Source organism: Wohlfahrtiimonas populi, from assembly GCF_002006795.1.
Classification (GTDB): domain Bacteria; phylum Pseudomonadota; class Gammaproteobacteria; order Cardiobacteriales; family Wohlfahrtiimonadaceae; genus Wohlfahrtiimonas; species Wohlfahrtiimonas populi.
In genome coordinates this window covers 136,991-156,228 of record NZ_MVDN01000002.1, presented here as the reverse complement: position 1 = coordinate 156,228, position 19,238 = coordinate 136,991, and the positions used below count along the sequence as shown (strand labels likewise).

Below are 19,238 nucleotides of genomic sequence, written 5' to 3'. Positions count from 1 at the left end.
CGCCCTGCACATATGAGAAATTAGACAGTTTTAAACTGAAAAAGCAGGGTGAAATTGTACCTTGCCTTGTGGAATTTTTTCAGCACATAAAGTTTTTGCCATAAAATATTCTTGCGGAACGCCATCAACCACTAATGCATTTTGTGCTTGGAAGCCAAATTTCTGATAATAATCAGGCTCGCCTAAAACAACACAACCATTCGCATTTTGATCTTTTAATTGCTGTAAGCCAGCCTGAATTAATGCTTTACCAATGCCTTGATTTTGATGTGAAGGCAAAACTGAAACAGGCGCCAGCACAAACCAATTTTGATCCTTGCCATCAATTGTGATGGGCGAAAATGCAATGTGCCCAACAACTTGATTATCCTCTGTTGCAACTAATGAAATGGTTAATGCATTCGTTTGGCGCAATTGGTAAATAATTAAATGTTCAACTGTGCCTTTTTGTGGATCTTGATGAGGATGGTCTTTAAAAGCAATCAATATCAGTGCTTCAATAACTGGAATGTCTCGATTTGTTTCAGGTCGGATTATGATCATAAATGTTTCTCTCAAATCAGCTGTCATTTTATTGTAATATTTCTTTTGTATAGTGTCGCCTTCTTTGATCGATGGAATGCTTTACATGAAAAAATTAACATTACTGGCAGGTTGTGTATTGATGAATAGTCTGGCGTTTGCTGAACCCATTTTAGAGCAACCTATGATTCATTCACACAATGATTATCAGCAAGTCGTACCTTTTTGGTATGCATACAGTAGCAATGCAAAATCCATAGAAGTGGATCTAGTGGTTCAAGATGGTGCACTATACGTCTCTCATGGTGATGATGTGATTGATAAACGCAGAACTATTGAAACATTGTATTTGCAGCCTTTAGAACAAGCTGTAGATCTAAGCATTGGGGAAACAGAGAAAATCCATTTTTTGGTAGATATGAAATCAGATGCACAAACATCTCTCGATTTGTTATTACCAGTGTTAAAAAAGTATGAGCCAACCATCGAAAAAAGTGGTGTAACATTTGTGATTTCAGGCAATCGTACGCCAATCGAAAGTTATGTGAATCTACCTAGTTATATCCAAATGGATTATCAATCTCTAGAACCTGTGAATAATGAGAAAGCATGGGATAAAGTGAGCATGATTAGTTTGGCATTTAAGCCTTACTCTTCTTGGGATGGTAACGGCGAAATTCCTAAAGAGGATCAAGTAAAGATTAAAGCAGTTGCTGATGCAGCGCACCAAATGGGTAAGCCTTTCCGATTTTGGGGAACGCCAGATACAGCAAATGCATGGCAACAATTATGGGAATTAGGTGTTGATGTTATTAATACAGATCAACCAGATGTTGTGAATCGTTATCTAGCTAAATGAGATCAATGACATTTTTGTCACCATTAAGAAGAATATAATCATAGCACCACTGAATCCAATGTAACCCAAAATTTCCCAAGTTCTTTGATAGAGTTTGTATTTTGGGTTTAAAGGTTCGTTATTATGTACGGCTTGATCTGTCATTTGCTTCATTTTGACTTGTAGCCAAACTACAGGCAACCAAGCTGCACCGACAACGATGTACATCAAATAGATATTTAAAAACCAATCGGATAATAAGCTCATTTTCATCACATGGGCAAGTAGAATGCCTGTGATTGGCTGAATAATCACAGTTGGTGTTGTGATTACCCAATCCAAAAATACAACGGTACGATTGGCAAAATATTGTGCTTGTAAGCTGCCTGAGCGATTCGCTAAAAACACATACAATGCGCTCCCAAAGCCTGTGCCAACCATTAATAACGATGAAATGATGTGGAAGTATTTTAAGACATAATAAGCATTAAACATGGCGATTTTCCTCCAATGAATAAGTGATCCAAAGTAGTGAGAGAATCGGAAGGTTTTTCAACAATGTGCCAAAAGGCTCGCGCCAAATTTCAGGTGCAAAAGCAGTAATGATGATTGTGTAACCCAAAACAATGATAAAAAGCATTGCCCAAATAAAATGAGAAGGGCGAAGCAGTGCAATGATTCCGAATAAGACATCCATCGCAACTAATCCATAAAAGAGTGGTTCTTGCCAACTTTTTGGGAATGGTAAAGGATCTAATAATTGCAAGCGTGCAACGGGATCGCTCAATAACAGTGGAATCAATCCTGAAGCGATGAACACAATGCCCAATGTGATTTGGCTGATGCGATAGATTTTATGTGTTGTCATATTTTCCTCGCTTTTTTCCCCATGATTGATTGGTAATCATCGCGTGTATTGACACTACCAGCACGCAATAATGAAAAAGCGTATTTACCTGCGATGGATGGCATCACTGTACCAAGCACATTCATGGAGGTTGCCATCATCCATTCAGGCAATGGCAGAACGATGAGTTTAGAATTGAAGCGTTTTAAATAATTGCCCAATGTGATAATTTCTGTACCTACTTCAAAGATTTGTGAAGGTAAATTTAACGGCAATAAGGTCATGATGAAGTTCACTAAATCATCAATATGAATGGGTGAAACTGCATAATTGGGATTTTTTGGGAAAGCTAAAATCGGCAGTTTAGAAAGCTTTTTAAAGAATTTCGTGCTTGCGCCATTCTCTGCATAAACTAAGGAAGGGCGCACGATGTAACTTGTGATATTGCTATCTAATAAATGTTGATCCAATGCATATTTATACTTGAGGTAAGGAATTTCAGTTGGATTAGGATATTGGCTGAGTGCTGAGAGTGAAATGATTTTCTTCACCCCCAATTCTATACAACGATCCAAAAAATTTTTTTGTACTTCATAAACGGCTTTGTGCTTGGTTTCCCCAAAGCCAGGTGCAATACCAATTGCATTGATAATAATCGATTCGTGGTTAATTAAATCTCTGAGTTTATCCAATTGTGTGAGTTCAATGCGATTGGGTAACCAACATTCTAGATTTTGTTGCTTTAAAGCTGCTGCGATGTGTGAGCCAACCATGCCAGTGCTACCTAAGAGAATGATCATTATTTTTATCTCCTGATGATTTAGTATGATCATAGATTATTTGTTTTTGTATTTTCTGTCAATACAGAAATTAAAGAATAAAATGAAATTAATCAGGCTCTATTTTGTTGATCATGGAATGTGATACAAAGATAGGGTAAAAATATTTAAAATCTGGATTAGGAGCAATGATGAAAAGAATTGGTTTAATTGGCGGAATGAGTTGGGAATCGACTGATTTGTATTATCAACAGATCAATCGTGCCATACAAAAGCGTTTAGGTGGTTTGCATTCGGCAAAGATTGTTCTAACGAGTGTAGATTTTGCAGAAATTGCCGTGCTACAAAAGAAAGGTGACTGGGAAGCAGCAGGGAATATCTTGGCTTATGAAGCAAAAGCACTAGAAAAGTCTGATGCATCTTGTATTATTCTATGTACGAATACAATGCATAAAGTTTCAGAACATATTGAAAATGCCATCAATATTCCTTTCATTCACATTGCAGACGCAACAGCGACTGCGATAAAAGCAAGAAATATTAAAAAAATAGGTTTGCTTGGTACAGCATTCACAATGGAGCAGGATTTTTATAAATCACGCTTACAAGATCAAGGCATTGATGTGATTGTGCCTGCATCAGATGAGCGTAAAACCATCCATGAAGTGATTTTTAATGAATTATGCTGTGGCATTATCAAAGAAGATTCTAAGCAAAAATACATTGAGATCGCAAATCAATTAATTGCAGAAGGTGCTGAAGGGATTATTCTAGGTTGCACAGAAATTTGTATGCTGATTGGTGATGTTGAGTTCAGCGTGCCAACTTTTGATACAACCACAATCCATGCAATGGCAGCTGTGGATTTTGCTTTAGCAGAATAAAACAAAAGCCAGCGTTTGCTGGCTTTCTGTATCTTACAATGGTGCTTTATCAATCTTAGATAAAGCTTCATTCACTGCAAATATTTTGCCATTCACATGTGGAATGCCAAATGATTTCAAGCGTGCAGAGTGCATTGTTAAATAATGTTCTGCATCCGCAATATTGTTGAATAGATAAATACCACCAGCTTCATTGGCATCTTTATTTTCTGTCCAAATTTTCCATATTAAGCCTGATTCTTCAGCGATAGAATGAGCCAAATCATGCATTGCAGCAGTCATTTCATCACCCCAAGGGCCAGTATAAGGGAAATCAACTTGTAGAATATAGTTCATATTTATCTCCTTGTGAGTTATTCGCCCACAATTCTCGCGCGGCAACGAATGCCCTTAATTGGGGATTTCCAGATTTGATCCACAGCTTCTTTCGCATATTTACGTGAAACTGCAACGTAAGCTTGTAGTGGCAATAAGTTGATTTTGCCCACATCTTTACCTGCAATTTTACCTTTGGATGTTAAAGCGCCTAAAATATCGCCTGCGCTGATTTTAGATTTTTTACCTTCGCTGATTTCAATTGTCACCATTGGTGCGATCAATGAAATTGGCTTCACATCTTTCAAATCATTCGCTGAATATTTAGGAATAGATTTTTCGATGTAAGTTTCTACTTCTTCCAAGCGATGTAATTTAGAAGCTAACACTAAACTTGCAGCGATACCAGTTTTACCTGCACGGCCAGTACGACCAATACGATGCACATAAACTTCAGGATCAAATGGTAAATCATAGTTGATTACCATGGATAAATCTGCAATGTCTAAACCACGTGCAGCAACATCCGTCGCCACTAAAACACGGCAGCTGCGATTGCTGAAGCGCAATAATACTTGGTCACGATCACGTTGCTCTAAATCACCATGCAGAGATAAAACATCAATGTCTTGTGAATAGAGATAGTTTTCTAATTCGATACAAGCGGCGATTGTGTTACAGAAGATCACAGTGGATTCTGGCTCATGGCGATACAATAATTTGGCGACTAATGCATCTTTTTCGCTGTTGTTATCATGCAATACAACAGATTGATCAATTTTTGGTTCATCCGCTTTCGTTTCTTCAATTTTAACCATCACAGGATTATGTTGAATGCGTGAGCTGATGGCTTGAATGTTTTCAGGATAAGTTGCTGAAAATANCTCATGGCGATACAATAATTTGGCGACTAATGCATCTTTTTCGCTGTTGTTATCATGCAATACAACAGATTGATCAATTTTTGGTTCATCCGCTTTCGTTTCTTCAATTTTAACCATCACAGGATTATGTTGAATGCGTGAGCTGATGGCTTGAATGTTTTCAGGATAAGTTGCTGAAAATAGCAAAGTTTGACGTTTTCTAGGTGCATAACTAATAATGGCATCCATTTCATCCGCAAAGCCCATATCAAGCATACGATCTGCTTCATCTAAGACAAACATTTTGATATTTTTAAGGCTCAATGTATTGCGCTTTAAGTGATCCAAAATTCTGCCTGGCGTACCAACCGCAATGTGCGGTGGATGTTGGCTCATGGAATGCACTTGTCTAGCAACAGGAACACCGCCACAAATGCTAGAGATCTTTAAGTTAGGAATATAACGTGCTAAACGGCGCAATTCTTTGCTCACTTGATCTGCCAATTCACGCGTAGGGCACAAGACTAAACTTTGTGTAGAGAATTGTGTTGCATCAATTGTTTCCAATAAACCAATGCCGAAAGCTGCCGTTTTTCCGCTCCCTGTTTTTGCTTGTGCCACAATGTCTTTGCCATTCAAAATTGCAGGCAATGCAACGGCTTGAATCGGCGTCATTGTTAAGTAACCTAAGTCTTTTAGGTTATCTAATTGTGCGATTGGTAAGGAAAGTTCAGAAAAGTTTTGGATAGCCACGATGATTCTCAATATAATTCAATCAAATAATGTGTGAACTATACTGAAAAGTGACAAAACAATCTACTTTTGATGTGAATCGCTGTGAATAATCACTTTGCTACGCTTTTTAAATTGCGATACTGATAATCCGCCTAAAACTAGTGCAATCCCTGTGCCAGACATCCAAGTGAGCCTTTCATGCAATACGATCATAGATAAAATCACAGTGACCATCGGCACAGCATTAATGTATAAACTTGCTTTGATTGCACCTAATGATTTTAACGCTAAATTCCATGTAACAAAGCAGATGGCAGAAGCACCTAAACCCAAAAACATTAAGTTCAAAATCACCGTTGTGCTGAGGTAGTGATTAATATTGAAATCAACATTTGCAAATGGAATGATGGGCAACATGAATAAAATGCCATACATGAATGTTCTGCGAGTTGTTTGGATTGTGTTATAGCCAAATGAGCTGATTTTCTTAGAGAATATAGAATAGAACGACCAGATGATTGCAGCCAATAATGCTAAAAAGTCGCCTTTTAAATTGATCTGTAATTCTGTGGCACCACTAAAGCTCATTAAGCCAACGCCAACAAATGATAAAACCATACCGAAATAAAATTGTGGGCGAATGGTTTCATCTTTTAAGAAAAAACGCGCGAGCAATACAGTGAAGAATGGTGATGTGGATGCGATCAATGCGGCATTGGATGCCAATGTATAAATGAGCGCGTTATTTTCAAATAAGTAATAGAGCGTAATGCCGCATAAACCTGCGACTGCAAAATATGCTTCTTGCTTTAATGTTGTGCCTTTTAATCGCTTTGGAAACAGTAGCATTAAGAAGCATGTGCCCATCACAAAACGCGTGAGCAAAATCTCCATCGGTGATAAATCATTGTGTAAGAGGATTTTAGTGGAAACGAAAGTTGTGCCCCATAACAGAATAGTGAGCAGGGCGAGCGTATGCCCTCTGAGTTCTTGATTCATGATTTATTCCAAATGCGGTGATCAATAATGATCGAGTTAAGATTGATCAGTGTAATGGAAATTACGAATAAAGTTTGAATAAAAAAATATCCTCTGCATTTTTAAAAATGAGAGGATATGAAATAATAAATTTATTGTTCTGGAGTATAAATTTTAGTGTATTTATCTATATCAAATACATGTGTTTTGATTTTTTTTATATCTTGATTACCATTTTTTTCACTCAATAGTTGAAGTCCTATGCATTTATTGGAACCACAGCCCATAAAATATGCTTCTACATTTTTATTATCAATATTTACTTCGACAAGATTATCCTTATACTTCTGATTTTGTGTAAGAATACTATTTCTAGTACTTTCAACACTTTGCATTGCTAGCACTTGCCCTGTCTTTAAAGAGATTAGCGCCAATATCGCTATTACTGTTGTGATTAAATAAAATCTTATTAGAGCAGACAAAACAGGGTCTTTAATTACTATGTTTGTATCATTGTCTTTAATCTTTCTTTTATCTATTTTAGAAGAAACATTGACAAAATCAGCTATTTTTAAATTTTTGATAAAAGTAGTTATAGAAATAATAGGTTGTTTTTGCGCAAGATCTGCTAGCTTAAATAAAATAGCTAAGAAAAAAGTAAGTCCTAAAGACTCAATAATATATATATAATCAATGGTTTCATTTTCTTTAGGGAAAAATATAATAAATGGAAGAAAGGAACAAGTAATTATATATATATAAATATTGCTAGTAGTTTTTAGTTTCGCATACCATAGAGTTATGACTCTATATATAATATAACTACTCGAAAATAAAATAAGACCTAATATGAGATAAGCTGATATTAAAAACTTTCCAGCATCAAAAAGTTGATCGTATAAAGAGTATTCCAGTACTTTAAGAGGTATGTTTAACTCATTGTAATATTTATTATTAACAGACAATATAAAAATATATAGAAGACATAACCATGATGTTGGTACTACGAAATATTTTAATGTTTGGTCTAAATACTTCACAATTATTTCATTGGTATTTTTTTTAACAGTTAAATTTTCCATAATGTTATTAATCCTCATATAAAAATATCCTCTACATTTTTAAGAATGAGAGGATATTTTGAAGTAAATATTTTTGATCTTACTTAATCGTTTAATTCAATTTTATCTTTCAAAATTCTGATTTTTTGAGCTTTAAATAAACCACCAATTGCTCGTTTGAAAGATGATTTGCTTACACCAAAACGGCGCTGAATTTCTTCAGGTGCGCTCTTATCACTCATTGGCAATGAGCCATTATTGATTTTTAAAGCTTCTAAAATTTTAGATTCTAAACTGTTGCGATCTTCTGCTGTTTTGATCACAGGTTGCAATAGGATGTCTAATTTGCCATCTTCACGAACATTTTTGATGTAACCAGTCACTTCGCTACCAATTTGTGCATCATAGTTGATGTCGCTTTTAAATACCAAACCACGATGAGCATGATTCACAATGACGTTTAAGCCTAATGGCGTTCTGCTTTCGATCAAAAGCATCACTTCATCGCCTTCTTTGTAGCTATGTGGGATTTGATCCAAGTATTTGTCATACTTCATTGTAGCTGTAATGCGCTGTGAACGATCATCCATATATGTATAAACGATCGCAAAATCTTCAATAGCTAAAGTGCCTACTTCTTCATTGTAAGGCAGCATCAAGTCTTTTGGTAAACCCCAATCCAAGAAAATGCCATAATCTGAAATTTCAACTACTTGAAGATCAGCAAATTTGCCAACTTCTGTGAATGGTTTTTGTGTGGTTGCAGTTAATTTTCCTTGTGCATTGATATACACAAACACTTCCAAAATATCCCCGATATTTGCAGGGATACTTCTTGGAATGGATTTGGTTGGCAGTAAAATATCACCATCTAAAACTACACCCGCAGAAGTTTTCTGGGTGATTTTTAGTTGGTTCATACGGCCGATTTTGGGTTCTGAGTAACGATAGTAAGACATTTGACCTTTCATCAAAGAATAGAATTATCAATAAATAGCGATAATTATAAACCTTACTGAGAAATTCTTCAGGAAAGATGAAAGATATCTATGCTTTAATGCGTTGAGTGATGAAAACCAAAACACTCAAAATCATTAAACTCAATCCTAAATGTTGCGCATAAGCCACTAACATCAAACCAATGCCGATGATTAAGTAATACATTAATCCCAAAATTGCGCCAGCTGTACCGAGCTTATCACCATAGTTCATCAAAGCTTTTGCCAAAATATTTGGGATTGCAATGCTATAAGCCATCACAACGCCAACCATTGGCAAAACGAAAAACCATTGGCTTTGGAAAATTAACACTAAAGTGCTGCTGATTAATAAAATAATGCTCGCAATTGTGACTAGTTTTTCACTGCTGAATGCATATTTTTGAATCCAACGTTTATTCAAAAAGGCACCTAAAAATGAGCCTAAACCTAATAAAATGCCGCTTAAACCAAATAATGTATGATTCAATCCTAATTGTTCAAACATAAACGGTGCTAATTGATAGTAAGCGAATAGGGCAATATTCAAGAAGCCGATTAAACATGCATTTTTCAAAATGAAAGGATCACATAACATTTCTTTCAATGTCGCGAAAAATGGTGGTTTGCTGATATGTTCAGGTTTTGTTTCAGGCAAAATGAGCGCAACCCAAGCCAATAGTACAATAGCCATAAGTATCAATAAAATGAACACGCCATGATAGCCAGAAAAGCTCACCATCAATGCACCTAATAACATCCCAACGATTGGGCTAATCGCTAAGGCAATGCCCATGATGGAAAATACATAGCGCAATGTTTCGCCTGATAAGCGATCACGCATGATGGTTTGTGTTCCAATAGAACCAATTGCTGCTGAAAATGCCATAAGCATTCTACACATCAATAATAGATCAAAACTCGTTGCAAAAATTGCTGCAACACAAGCAATGCCATAAAGGAATAGAGCGATTAATACTGTTGGCTTTCTGCCTAACCAATCACAGCTATAACCCCAAATCACAACGCCAAATGCAAAGGCAATAAAGTAAAGGGATAATGTTTGTCCTGCGTCGCTTTGGCTCACATTAAAGGCTGTTGCAATATCTGTGAGTGCTGGACTATAAATAGTTTCCACAATTTGCGGAAACATCATTAATGCAATCAGCAAGGGAAGAGATAAGGTCTGTTTCATAAAAATTACCATTATTTGAAAGCAATAATGATAATCTTTCTTAGTTTTGCTTAATTTATAATCTAAGACAATATTATTATAAATTCAGACAAGTTTTCTTATAATACTAGCATAAAAAATATCCTCACCTAAAAAGTGAGGATATTTGAAAGTAGAATGATAGAAATTAAACTATCTTAATCCATGCGTTTTTCGCGTTCTTCGTGTTCTTTTTTGCCAATCTGCCAATAAGCACAAGCGTAGAATTCGCGTGATGTCCACTCTTTCTCTTTACGTAAGTAATCGCGTAGCTTTTTCACCGTTGTGAATTCAGCAGTGATGTGAACAAAGTGCGATGCAGGCATTAAATCCACCATTGTTTTGGTTAAATCATACAAATCACTACCTGTTTCAGGATGAGCGTTGATCAACCAATGCAAATCTAAATCCGCCGCTGTTTGGTAATGCTCAGGCAATACATCTTCTTTGGTCATCACTTCTGTGATCACTGTCACTTTTGCATGGCTTGGTACTTGTGCAACCAATGCTGATACCGCAGGAATTCCTGTCATATCTGTTACAAACAAATAATGATCTGCTTCTACTAATACATCACGATGATTCATTTTCATGGCTAAGCCCACTTGATCATCAGCTTTTGCATTCATTGCCCATTGGCAAGCAACCGAATCACCTTCATGAACTGCAAAATCAACAACTAATTCTTTAGCATCTAGATCAATATCGCGGTGCGTATAAGTGCGTACAACAGGGCGATTGGCTTCATTTTCAATGTCCCATTTACGAGTTTCTTCATTGTAAATAGGCATTTCTACAGTTGCATTGCCTTGTGGCGGAATGAACAATTTATTGTTTACGCCCAAAGATACATCTTTATAATGTTCAATGTCATCGCATTTCAATACAATGCGAAGATAATTTGGTGTTAAGAATTCTTTGCGAGCGACTCGCACAACAGTTCTATGAACTTGCATAACGTATTCTCCCTTTTAAATGTGGTGATATCTTGCTGTATATCATTACTAAATGCAAATGATAATTACTGTTATTTGTGGGCGATGGCTTGATAAAAGGGTGAGTTGTGATTAAATAATCAAAAAAACTGTAGTACTAACTTAGGAATGGTTATTTATATATGACGAACTATATTCAGCTTGATAGGCAATTTTCTCTTTTACCACGTAATAAAACAGATGAGCATTTTGAGTATCAATCAGAATCTATTTATAGTGATAAATTACAGTGGGAATCCTTATTATTAGAATACAGAACAGTCATATTAGCCGAAGCGGGTGCAGGTAAAACTACTGAGTTTATACAACAAGCAAAAAAATTAGAGGCAGAAGGCAAATTTTCTTTTTTCATTAGGATAGAAAAAATTTTAGATAAAGACTTTATAGAGTTTTTTTTAGTTGGTGATGAAGATTCATTTGATGAATGGCTACAATCTACAGATGAAGCTTGGTTTTTCTTAGATTCAGTAGATGAAGCTCGTTTAAAAAATTCGGAGCAGTTTCATGATGCAATACGAAGGTTTTCAAGAAAAATAAAATTAGGTGCGCACCGTTGTCATATCTATATTTCTAGTCGTCCATATAGTTGGAGATTTAGAGAAGAAGAAGAACTATTGAATTATAACTTACTATATTCTGTTCCAAAAAATGATAATAATGATCAATTGGGTGAAATAGAATCTACTTCTCTACAGGAAGATAATCAGAATAATTTACAGGATCAAAACTTATTTTATTCACAAAAAAACTTAAATATTGAACGAATAAAAAGTTCATTAAAAGTTTATACGTTATGCCCATTAAATAGATCACAAATTGAACAATTTTGTTCAGTGAGGTCAGTTGAAAATATAAAATTATTTTTAGATGAAATACAAAAATATAATCTCATTAGCTTAGCAGAGCGCCCGTTTGATTTAGAAACTATGACTGAAAAATGGAAAGATGATAAAAAGCTTGGGTCACGTACAGAAGTCATTCAGCATAATATTTATAGTTGTTTGTTGAATAAACATAACGAAGATAGAACCATACAAGCGGCGCTAAGTCGAGATAAATTAGAAGAAGGTGTTCAGCGTATAGCATCAATGGTTACATTAACAGGTAAATCTAATATCAGAGTGCCTAATTCTCCAAATAATAATGAATGCATTGATGCATCTGAATTATTACCAGAATGGGATAAAGATAGTATTGATCATTTGGTCAATTCAGCAATTTTTAATGATGTAATTTATGGAGCAGTTAGATTTCGCCATAGAGAAATACGTGAATTTTTAACTGCACAATGGTTCAAGAAATTACTAAATGCAGATAATAGGTTTGGAATCGAGTCATTGTTTATTCGTGAGCAATTTAGAGAGCAGATTATTACACCTTTATTACGCCCAATTTTGCCTTGGCTAATTCCTTATGATGAAAAACTAAGATCTAAAATTTTACAAATACAGCCTGAAATAGCTTTTGAGGGCGGTGATTTTTTTCAATTAACCCTGGATGATAGAGAAAAATTTCTTGAGAAATTAGTTGATAAAATTGCAAGTAGCCAAGGATATCATGGCATGATTCATAACGATGATATTGCCCGAATTGCGTCTAAAGATATAGAAAATAAAACAGATATATTAATTCAGCAATATTCTAGCAATAAAGATGTTATTTTCTTCTTAGCTCGTTTGGTTTGGAAAGGAAAGATGACCAAATGTTTATCTTCTTTATTTCCCATAGCATTAGACATTAATAATGATGTTCATACAAGAGCAGTATGTGTACGAGCAATTATGGATTGCAGTGATTCAGAGGGGCAAATTGAAATATGGCATAAATTGAATGAATTTACTGTTGAGCTAGATCATAGAGTTTTAGTTGAATTAATAGCTCATGTTGAACCCGATGCCAAAATTATCCAACTATTGCTAACTTCATTAGAGAAAGCAAATCGGCCTAAAAAATATGAGCCAAGTGGATTAATGCAAATTTTGGTGAGATTTTTAGAAGAATGCGATGAAATTTCATCTTTTCAACTACTGAAAGGTCTAGTAACTTTATTGTTTACAAAGCCATTTTATCAAAATGAATATTGTTATATTTCTGAAAAATATTCATGGTTAGTGAAAATAACACTGAAGACAGTAATTCACCTGTTGAAGTTGAAAAGTATTCTTATGCTTGATCCACAAGTAATTGCTGTTTTAATTCATGTAAGGGCTTTGGAGTATAAACAAGATTTTGTTGAAAGCTATGAATATTCCATTTCTGATGAAAAACATGAATTAGAACGGATCATCCCAATGTGGCAAGAATTAAATGATCAATTATATTGGCAATCAATTGAAACAGTTAGAAATTATCAGAATGCTAGTATAGGGGATGATTGGTCGATTTCTTGGATGGGATGTTTTTGGTCTTTTGGCATCAATGATTTTGAAAGATTAGTTGGTTATGTTCAAACTAAGCAATTAATGGATGATAAATTGATAGCATTTAACCGAGCGTTTAAGATTTATTCTCAGAATGACAATCCTATATGGATGGTACAACAGCTCAAAGATATATCTACCGAATATCCTATGTTAGAAGAAAGGCTCAATATTTGGCTTAACCCACCAACAATGAAAAAGAGTCATGAAACTATAGAATTAGAAGCAGAATACGAGGCACAAAAACAAAAGTTTATTGAACAAAATCACCAAGAAAAACTAGCAAAAAAGGAATGGGTTAAATCTTTATGTAATGATCCTAATCGTTTAAGTGGAGAGTTAATAGATGATCACATTTTATTAATGTATGAGTGTAAAGTAACAGCGAATTCTCATACTTCATGGGGAATGGCATATACTAATTGGAAGTCTTTAATTTCTGAGTTTGGAGAAATAGTAGCGTATAAATATTATGATTCTGTTACTAAGTTTTGGAGGATGTATAAACCAAAATTAAATTCTGAGGAAAATATTGAGAAAGGTAGTATTCCTACTAAATTGGTATTTGGATTAACAGGATTAGAAATTGAATCTAGAGAAGATAAGAGTTTTCCAAATAATTTAAATGCAGATGAAGTAGAAAATGCACTTCGATATATTACTTGGGAAATAAATGGTTTTCCCACATGGTTTGAAAGAATGTATCAAGTATTTCCCAAAGCTACGGTTAAAGCTGTAATGAAAGAAACTATTTGGGCATTACAAAATTCTGAAGAAAATTTATTAAGTAATGTACTTTATACTGCTCAGTGGTTACACGCAGATTTAGCTTTAGAAATATTAAATTATATATTAGGAAATCAAATACCTTTATTAGGTAATACACGCAAATACACTTTGGGAATCTTATTAAATGGTGAGATCAAACCTGAACAATTTTCAGACTTAGCATTTGGAAGGCTTGTTAAAGATGAAATTGAAGATCAAGCTTTTTGGTATGCGTTATTAGTGGATAGTAACCCTGAGCAGGGGATTAAGCTTTTAGAGAAGTGGCTAGGAGAATTACCAACAGAAGAGGTTGAGCTTGCAGCTCAAATATTTATTACTAACCTAATGAATCATGGCAGAGCAGATCAATTTGCAATTAATGGACGTGCAGGTAGAGGAATAATAAGGACTGCTAAATATTTAAAACAACTGTATCTAATTATTCATCGATATATAAAAACAGAAGCTGACATTGATCGTTCTAATGGCGATGTTTATTCACCAACTTTAAGAGATAATGCTCAAGATTCTCGATATCTAATTTTTCAGTATTTGAGTGAAATAGCAGATTCTGAAAGCTACCATGCTATCAAAGAATTAGCTAATCAAGAATCTAGTCAAAGTAGAGCGATTTGGATGCATCAGGTTACATATAGAATTGCTATATCTTGTGGTAATTTTGATCCTTTTAGCATTGATCAAGTATTAGAATTAGAGCGATCGGCAATTATAGATCCTAAAAATCATAAAGAGTTATTTGATTTAGCACTCATAAAAATACATACATTAAAAGATTGGTTGGAAAATGGTGATGATAGTCCATTTTTTGCGTGGCAAGCAGTTGAGAATGAAACGAAAATGAGAATTTTAATTGCAGGGCAATTAGGTAAAGAATCCCTAGGAAAATATACAATTTCACAAGAATATGAAATTGCTAATGGTCAGCGCCCCGATATAAGATTTGATAAGCCAAATATTACTTCCGTTCCTGTTGAGCTTAAAATTTTAGATAAACAATGGAGTGGAAATGATCTATGTGAAAGATTGAGGAACCAACTAATCGGAGATTATTTACGAGAAGAAACGGCAGGTTGTGGCATATTTCTTTTAGTTGCACAGAATATTGAGAAGACATGGAAGATAAATGGCAAGCAAGTTACTTTAAGTGAATTAGAAGGAGCTTTACAAGAATATTGGCACAGTATTGCACATGAATGGCCGAAGATAGATTCAATAAAAGTTATTGTGATTGATTTGAATAAAAGATCATTAGTTTCTAAAACATGATATGTATTATTTAAATAATCAAAAATTACAGGACAATACAATGGCATGGATAGAAGCGGATGCAATTTTTGATCCAGATACAATGGCAATGCCCATCATTGGTATTTCATCTGAATTGGCGAAGCATAACTCTGGTGAGCATCAGCACAATAAAGGGCAATTACTCTTTGCACAGCAAGGCAGTATGCGTGTTGTTATCAATCAAAAACTCTCTGTCATTCCACCACAAAAGGTTGTGTGGTTACCACCAAATCAACCTCATTGCGTATTTTTCACAGAAGTTGTGGGCTATCGCTCCATTTATATTGATACCAAAGCTTTTCCTAATTTACCAAAAGAGCCTGCAACATGGAGCTGTTCACCATTATTAAAATGTATTCTGGANGGTTGTGTGGTTACCACCAAATCAACCTCATTGCGTATTTTTCACAGAAGTTGTGGGCTATCGCTCCATTTATATTGATACCAAAGCTTTTCCTAATTTACCAAAAGAGCCTGCAACATGGAGCTGTTCACCATTATTAAAATGTATTCTGGAAGAAATTGCGCAATCTGATTGGGCAACAGATTGGCAATTGCCTTCTCGAGGTGCGCATTGGTTATTGGTGTTGTGGGATGAATTGAAATTAGCAGATCGTGAAGAACATTATTTAGAGTTACCGAAAGATTATCGTATCCAGAAATTTGATCTATTAACTTATGCACCGCCATTGTCAGAATTAGCTAAGCACATTGGGGCGAGTGAACGAACCATTACACGCATATTTTTGAAGGAAACAGGTTTAAATTATCAATCATGGCGACAGCAATGGCGACTCTTTCGTGCCATAGAATTACTGAGCGAGCAGAGAAGTATGATGGATATCGCATTAACATTAGGTTTTGGCAATGATAGTGCATTTTCTACCTTTTTTAAAAATATGACAGGATCATCACCAACTAACTATTCGTCAGTTGATAAGAGTCAAACAGAACAAGAATATAGATAAGAATATTCTCATCTTGTAAATGCAAGCGAGGATTCATATTGGCTATGTTTGCTGTGATTTCAATGGCTTTTTAGCTTTACGTACTAACATTTTTTGACTGTTTTTTATGGTTGGGTTTCCTATCATGTTGTTCTATTCCTTTCTGTAAGTTTGAGTTTTGGAGTGAACAACATGACGATTGTAATAAAACGTGATGGCTGCCAAATGCCATTTGATCAACAACGAATTTATGATGCAATATACAAATCAGCGATAGCTTCCAATGTGAATGATGAAGCATATTGCCAACATGCCACACAACTAGTAACAAAAGCAGTGACAGATCAGCAAACGATCGCGATAGAGAAAATACAAAATGCGGTTGAAAATGCTTTGATGTCTGGCCCATATAAAGAGATGGCGCGCTGTTACATAGAATATCGCCATGATCGCGATAAAATTCGCGAGCAAAAGAGCCGATTAAACCAAGACATTAAAGGCTTAGTGGATCAAACCAATGCGGCAATTTTGAATGAAAATGCCAATAAAGATAGTAAAGTGATCCCAACGCAACGTGATCTGTTAGCAGGAATCATTACAAAGCATTATGCCATTCGTTATATGTTGCCTAAAGAAGTAAGCCTTGCCCATGAGCGCGGTGAAATTCATTACCATGATTTGGATTATGCGCCATTTTTCCCAATGTTTAACTGCATGTTGGTGGATTTAGAAGGGATGCTGAGCCAAGGCTTTAAAATGGGCAATGCGGAAATAGAACAACCTAAATCCATCACAACTGCAACAGCTGTGACAGCGCAAATCATCGCACAAGTGGCAAGCCATATTTATGGTGGCACAACCATTAATCGTATTGATGAAGTGCTCGCACCTTATGTGACTATCAGCTATCAAAAGCATTTGAAAATTGCGGATGATTGGGGTATTCAAAACCGAGAAGCTTATGCTAAAGAGCGCATTGAAAAGGAATGTTACGATGCATTTCAATCTTTAGAATATGAAGTGAATACATTGCACACAGCGAATGGACAAACGCCGTTTGTTACATTTGGCTTTGGTTTAGGTACAAGTGAGGAATCTCGTCTAATTCAACATTCCATTTTAAAAGTGCGTATGAAAGGTTTGGGTAAAAAAGCTAAAACGGCGATTTTCCCGAAATTGGTTTTTGCGATTAAAGATGGGATCAATCATAAATCTGGCGATCCCAATTATGATATTAAGCAATTGGCGGTTGAATGTGCTTCGAAACGAATGTACCCAGATATTCTGAATTACGAGCAAGTGGTGAAAGTCACAGGTTCGTTCAAAACGCCAATGGGATGCCGAAGCTTTTTAAGTCGTTATGAAGAAAATGGCATTGAGCAACATGAAGGGCGCAACAATCTCGGCGTGATCAGTTTGAACTTACCAAGAATTGCAATTGAAGCAGGGAATGATGAAGCTAAATTTTGGCAGTTATTGGATCAACGTTTAGATATTTGTAAGCAAGCATTGTTAACACGAATTGCACGATTGGATACAGTCAAAGCGCGTGTTGCGCCTATTTTGTATATGGAAGGCGCTTGTGGTGTTCGTTTGAAAGCAGATGATAGCATTGCTCAAATTTTTAAAAATGGCAGAGCTTCCATTTCACTCGGCTATATTGGTGTACATGAAATGTTACAAGCATTATATGGCACAGCAACCCATCCTTTTGATGATGCAATGAAACAAGCCAAAGGTGTTGAAGTGATTCAATATCTCCGCAAAAAAGTAGATGAGTGGAAAGCGGAAACAGGTTATGGCTTTAGTTTATACAGCACGCCAAGCGAAAATCTATGTGATCGTTTCTGCCGATTGGATGCGGCAGAATTTGGTGTGATTGATGGTGTGACGGACAAAGGTTATTACACAAATAGCTTCCATTTAGATGTAGAAAAAAGTGTGAATCCTTATGAAAAGTTGGATTTTGAGGAAAAATATCCAGCTTTTGCGAATGGTGGCTTCATCTGTTATGGCGAATATCCTAATTTACAGCATAACTTAAAGGCGATTGAGGATGTTTGGGATTATAGCTATTCACGCGTGCCATATTACGGCACAAATACGCCGATTGATGAATGTTACGATTGTGGCTTTACAGGCGAATTCTCTTGTGAAAGCAAAGGCTTTACATGCCCCAATTGTGGAAATTCTAATCCCGATCGAGTTTCAGTCACGCGCCGAGTTTGTGGTTATCTAGGAAGCCCAGATGCAAGGCCATTTAATCAAGGTAAACAAGAGGAAGTGAAGCGCAGAGTGAAGCATTTGTAATGAATTATCATAAATATTACTCTGTGGATGTTGTGAATGGGCCAGGCACACGATGCACGTTGTTTGTGTCTGGCTGTATTCATCAATGCCAAGGTTGCTATAACAAACGCACTTGGAAGGTTAATTCAGGTAAGCCTTATGATGAATCTTTGGAAGATACAATTATTCAGGATTTACAAGATACAAACATTAAGCGCCAAGGCTTATCATTATCAGGTGGAGATCCTTTATTGCCTGATAATTTGCCAGCGATTTTAAAATTATTGCAACGTGTGAAAAATGAATGCCCTAATAAAGATGTTTGGGTTTGGACAGGCTATCGATTGCAAGATTTAACGGATGAGCAAAAAGTGCTTTTGAGTTATATTGATGTATTGATAGATGGTCAATTTATAGAATCAGAAGCAGATAAGACATTAATCTGGCGTGGTAGTCGGAACCAGATCATTCATTATTTACACCTAAAATCAGAATAATA

Annotated in this window: 18 protein-coding genes and 1 pseudogene; 7 read left to right on the top strand and 12 right to left on the bottom strand. The window is 35.6% G+C overall.

Features of this window, described 5'->3' with window-relative positions; translation table 11 throughout:
• Nucleotides 1-30 precede the first annotated feature (30 nt).
• Entirely contained in the window at nt 31-543 is a 513-nt protein-coding gene (locus BZK16_RS03620; protein ID WP_233145180.1) for a GNAT family N-acetyltransferase, read from the bottom strand.
• A gap of 85 nt (nt 544-628) precedes the next feature.
• Between BZK16_RS03620 and BZK16_RS03615 the strand changes: the two genes are divergently transcribed.
• The gene (locus BZK16_RS03615; protein ID WP_158076801.1) at nt 629-1,381 is read left to right on the top strand and encodes a PI-PLC domain-containing protein; all 753 of its coding nucleotides are present in this window, start codon (nt 629-631) and stop codon (nt 1,379-1,381) included.
• Here BZK16_RS03615 and BZK16_RS03610 read toward each other — a convergent pair.
• The 3 genes from BZK16_RS03610 to BZK16_RS03600 are packed head-to-tail and all read right to left on the bottom strand — an operon-like array spanning nt 1,370 to nt 3,007.
• A complete protein-coding gene (locus BZK16_RS03610; RefSeq protein ID WP_077927533.1) occupies nt 1,370-1,855 on the bottom strand; it encodes a DUF2269 family protein in 486 nt (161 codons plus the stop codon). The genes BZK16_RS03615 and BZK16_RS03610 overlap by 12 nt on opposite strands.
• Nucleotides 1,848-2,228 (bottom strand): DoxX-like family protein, encoded by a 381-nt coding sequence (locus BZK16_RS03605; RefSeq protein WP_077927532.1) that lies wholly within the window; start codon nt 2,226-2,228, stop codon nt 1,848-1,850. The genes BZK16_RS03610 and BZK16_RS03605 overlap by 8 nt, the downstream gene beginning before the upstream one ends.
• Nucleotides 2,225-3,007: an NAD-dependent epimerase/dehydratase family protein gene (locus BZK16_RS03600; protein WP_077927531.1), complete on the bottom strand. Its 783-nt coding sequence runs from the start codon at nt 3,005-3,007 to the stop codon at nt 2,225-2,227. The genes BZK16_RS03605 and BZK16_RS03600 overlap by 4 nt, the downstream gene beginning before the upstream one ends.
• 170 nt (nt 3,008-3,177) lie before the next feature.
• Here BZK16_RS03600 and BZK16_RS03595 point away from each other — a divergent pair, with 170 nt between their 5' ends.
• The gene (locus tag BZK16_RS03595) at nt 3,178-3,870 is read left to right on the top strand and encodes an aspartate/glutamate racemase family protein (protein ID WP_077927530.1); all 693 of its coding nucleotides are present in this window, start codon (nt 3,178-3,180) and stop codon (nt 3,868-3,870) included.
• Nucleotides 3,871-3,903: 33 nt separating this feature from the next.
• Here BZK16_RS03595 and BZK16_RS03590 read toward each other — a convergent pair whose 3' ends face one another.
• From BZK16_RS03590 to BZK16_RS03560, 8 genes and pseudogenes are all read right to left on the bottom strand, one after another.
• The gene (locus tag BZK16_RS03590) at nt 3,904-4,206 is read right to left on the bottom strand and encodes a monooxygenase (RefSeq protein ID WP_077927529.1); all 303 of its coding nucleotides are present in this window, start codon (nt 4,204-4,206) and stop codon (nt 3,904-3,906) included.
• Nucleotides 4,207-4,223: 17 nt separating this feature from the next.
• Nucleotides 4,224-5,003, bottom strand: a complete 780-nt coding sequence (locus tag BZK16_RS14955; RefSeq protein ID WP_456300679.1) for a helicase-related protein — start codon at nt 5,001-5,003, stop codon at nt 4,224-4,226.
• Nucleotides 5,004-5,138: 135 nt separating this feature from the next.
• Nucleotides 5,139-5,801: pseudogene (locus BZK16_RS14950) on the bottom strand (DEAD/DEAH box helicase); the annotation flags it as partial.
• Between the two features lie 63 nt (nt 5,802-5,864).
• The gene (locus tag BZK16_RS03580; RefSeq protein ID WP_077927528.1) at nt 5,865-6,782 is read right to left on the bottom strand and encodes a DMT family transporter; all 918 of its coding nucleotides are present in this window, start codon (nt 6,780-6,782) and stop codon (nt 5,865-5,867) included.
• A 131-nt stretch (nt 6,783-6,913) separates the two neighbouring features.
• Entirely contained in the window at nt 6,914-7,843 is a 930-nt protein-coding gene (locus BZK16_RS03575) for a hypothetical protein (protein ID WP_143691130.1), read from the bottom strand.
• Between the two features lie 83 nt (nt 7,844-7,926).
• The gene (locus BZK16_RS03570; protein ID WP_077927526.1) at nt 7,927-8,781 is read right to left on the bottom strand and encodes a CvfB family protein; all 855 of its coding nucleotides are present in this window, start codon (nt 8,779-8,781) and stop codon (nt 7,927-7,929) included.
• Nucleotides 8,782-8,869: 88 nt separating this feature from the next.
• The gene (locus tag BZK16_RS03565) at nt 8,870-9,994 is read right to left on the bottom strand and encodes a multidrug effflux MFS transporter (protein WP_077927525.1); all 1,125 of its coding nucleotides are present in this window, start codon (nt 9,992-9,994) and stop codon (nt 8,870-8,872) included.
• A gap of 176 nt (nt 9,995-10,170) precedes the next feature.
• Entirely contained in the window at nt 10,171-10,968 is a 798-nt protein-coding gene (locus BZK16_RS03560; RefSeq protein ID WP_077927524.1) for a siderophore-interacting protein, read from the bottom strand.
• 161 nt (nt 10,969-11,129) lie between these two features.
• Here BZK16_RS03560 and BZK16_RS03555 point away from each other — a divergent pair, with 161 nt between their 5' ends.
• The 5 genes from BZK16_RS03555 to nrdG all read left to right on the top strand — a co-directional run bounded on the left by BZK16_RS03555 (nt 11,130) and on the right by nrdG (nt 19,236).
• The gene (locus BZK16_RS03555) at nt 11,130-15,482 is read left to right on the top strand and encodes an NACHT domain-containing protein (RefSeq protein ID WP_077927523.1); all 4,353 of its coding nucleotides are present in this window, start codon (nt 11,130-11,132) and stop codon (nt 15,480-15,482) included.
• Nucleotide 15,483: 1 nt separating this feature from the next.
• Entirely contained in the window at nt 15,484-15,945 is a 462-nt protein-coding gene (locus BZK16_RS03550) for an AraC family ligand binding domain-containing protein (RefSeq protein WP_077927522.1), read from the top strand.
• Complete coding sequence (locus BZK16_RS03545) at nt 15,872-16,471, top strand: AraC family transcriptional regulator (RefSeq protein WP_077927521.1); 600 nt, start codon at nt 15,872-15,874, stop codon at nt 16,469-16,471. Before BZK16_RS03550 ends, BZK16_RS03545 begins: the two co-directional genes overlap by 74 nt.
• Nucleotides 16,472-16,642: 171 nt before the next feature.
• Nucleotides 16,643-18,760 carry an anaerobic ribonucleoside-triphosphate reductase gene (gene nrdD / locus BZK16_RS03540; protein ID WP_077927520.1) on the top strand — a complete coding sequence of 706 codons (2,118 nt, stop codon included), beginning with the start codon at nt 16,643-16,645 and terminating at the stop codon, nt 18,758-18,760.
• A complete protein-coding gene (gene nrdG / locus BZK16_RS03535; protein WP_077927519.1) occupies nt 18,760-19,236 on the top strand; it encodes an anaerobic ribonucleoside-triphosphate reductase-activating protein in 477 nt (158 codons plus the stop codon). The genes nrdD and nrdG overlap by 1 nt, the downstream gene beginning before the upstream one ends.
• The last annotated feature ends 2 nt before the right edge of the window (nt 19,237-19,238 follow it).

Coding starts and splice junctions, on each gene's coding strand:
- nrdD (WP_077927520.1), top strand. CDS start 16,643: ATGACGATTGTAATAAAACGTGATGGCTGCCAAATGCCATTTGATCAA.
- BZK16_RS03575 (WP_143691130.1), bottom strand. CDS start 7,843: ATGGAAAATTTAACTGTTAAAAAAAATACCAATGAAATAATTGTGAAG.
- BZK16_RS14955 (WP_456300679.1), bottom strand. CDS start 5,003: ATGGTTAAAATTGAAGAAACGAAAGCGGATGAACCAAAAATTGATCAA.
- BZK16_RS03620 (WP_233145180.1), bottom strand. CDS start 543: ATGATCATAATCCGACCTGAAACAAATCGAGACATTCCAGTTATTGAA.
- BZK16_RS03590 (WP_077927529.1), bottom strand. CDS start 4,206: ATGAACTATATTCTACAAGTTGATTTCCCTTATACTGGCCCTTGGGGT.
- BZK16_RS03610 (WP_077927533.1), bottom strand. CDS start 1,855: ATGTTTAATGCTTATTATGTCTTAAAATACTTCCACATCATTTCATCG.
- BZK16_RS03560 (WP_077927524.1), bottom strand. CDS start 10,968: ATGCAAGTTCATAGAACTGTTGTGCGAGTCGCTCGCAAAGAATTCTTA.
- BZK16_RS03615 (WP_158076801.1), top strand. CDS start 629: ATGAAAAAATTAACATTACTGGCAGGTTGTGTATTGATGAATAGTCTG.
- BZK16_RS03595 (WP_077927530.1), top strand. CDS start 3,178: ATGAAAAGAATTGGTTTAATTGGCGGAATGAGTTGGGAATCGACTGAT.
- BZK16_RS03605 (WP_077927532.1), bottom strand. CDS start 2,228: ATGACAACACATAAAATCTATCGCATCAGCCAAATCACATTGGGCATT.
- BZK16_RS03600 (WP_077927531.1), bottom strand. CDS start 3,007: ATGATCATTCTCTTAGGTAGCACTGGCATGGTTGGCTCACACATCGCA.
- BZK16_RS03565 (WP_077927525.1), bottom strand. CDS start 9,994: ATGAAACAGACCTTATCTCTTCCCTTGCTGATTGCATTAATGATGTTT.
- BZK16_RS03570 (WP_077927526.1), bottom strand. CDS start 8,781: ATGTCTTACTATCGTTACTCAGAACCCAAAATCGGCCGTATGAACCAA.
- BZK16_RS03555 (WP_077927523.1), top strand. CDS start 11,130: ATGACGAACTATATTCAGCTTGATAGGCAATTTTCTCTTTTACCACGT.
- nrdG (WP_077927519.1), top strand. CDS start 18,760: ATGAATTATCATAAATATTACTCTGTGGATGTTGTGAATGGGCCAGGC.
- BZK16_RS03580 (WP_077927528.1), bottom strand. CDS start 6,782: ATGAATCAAGAACTCAGAGGGCATACGCTCGCCCTGCTCACTATTCTG.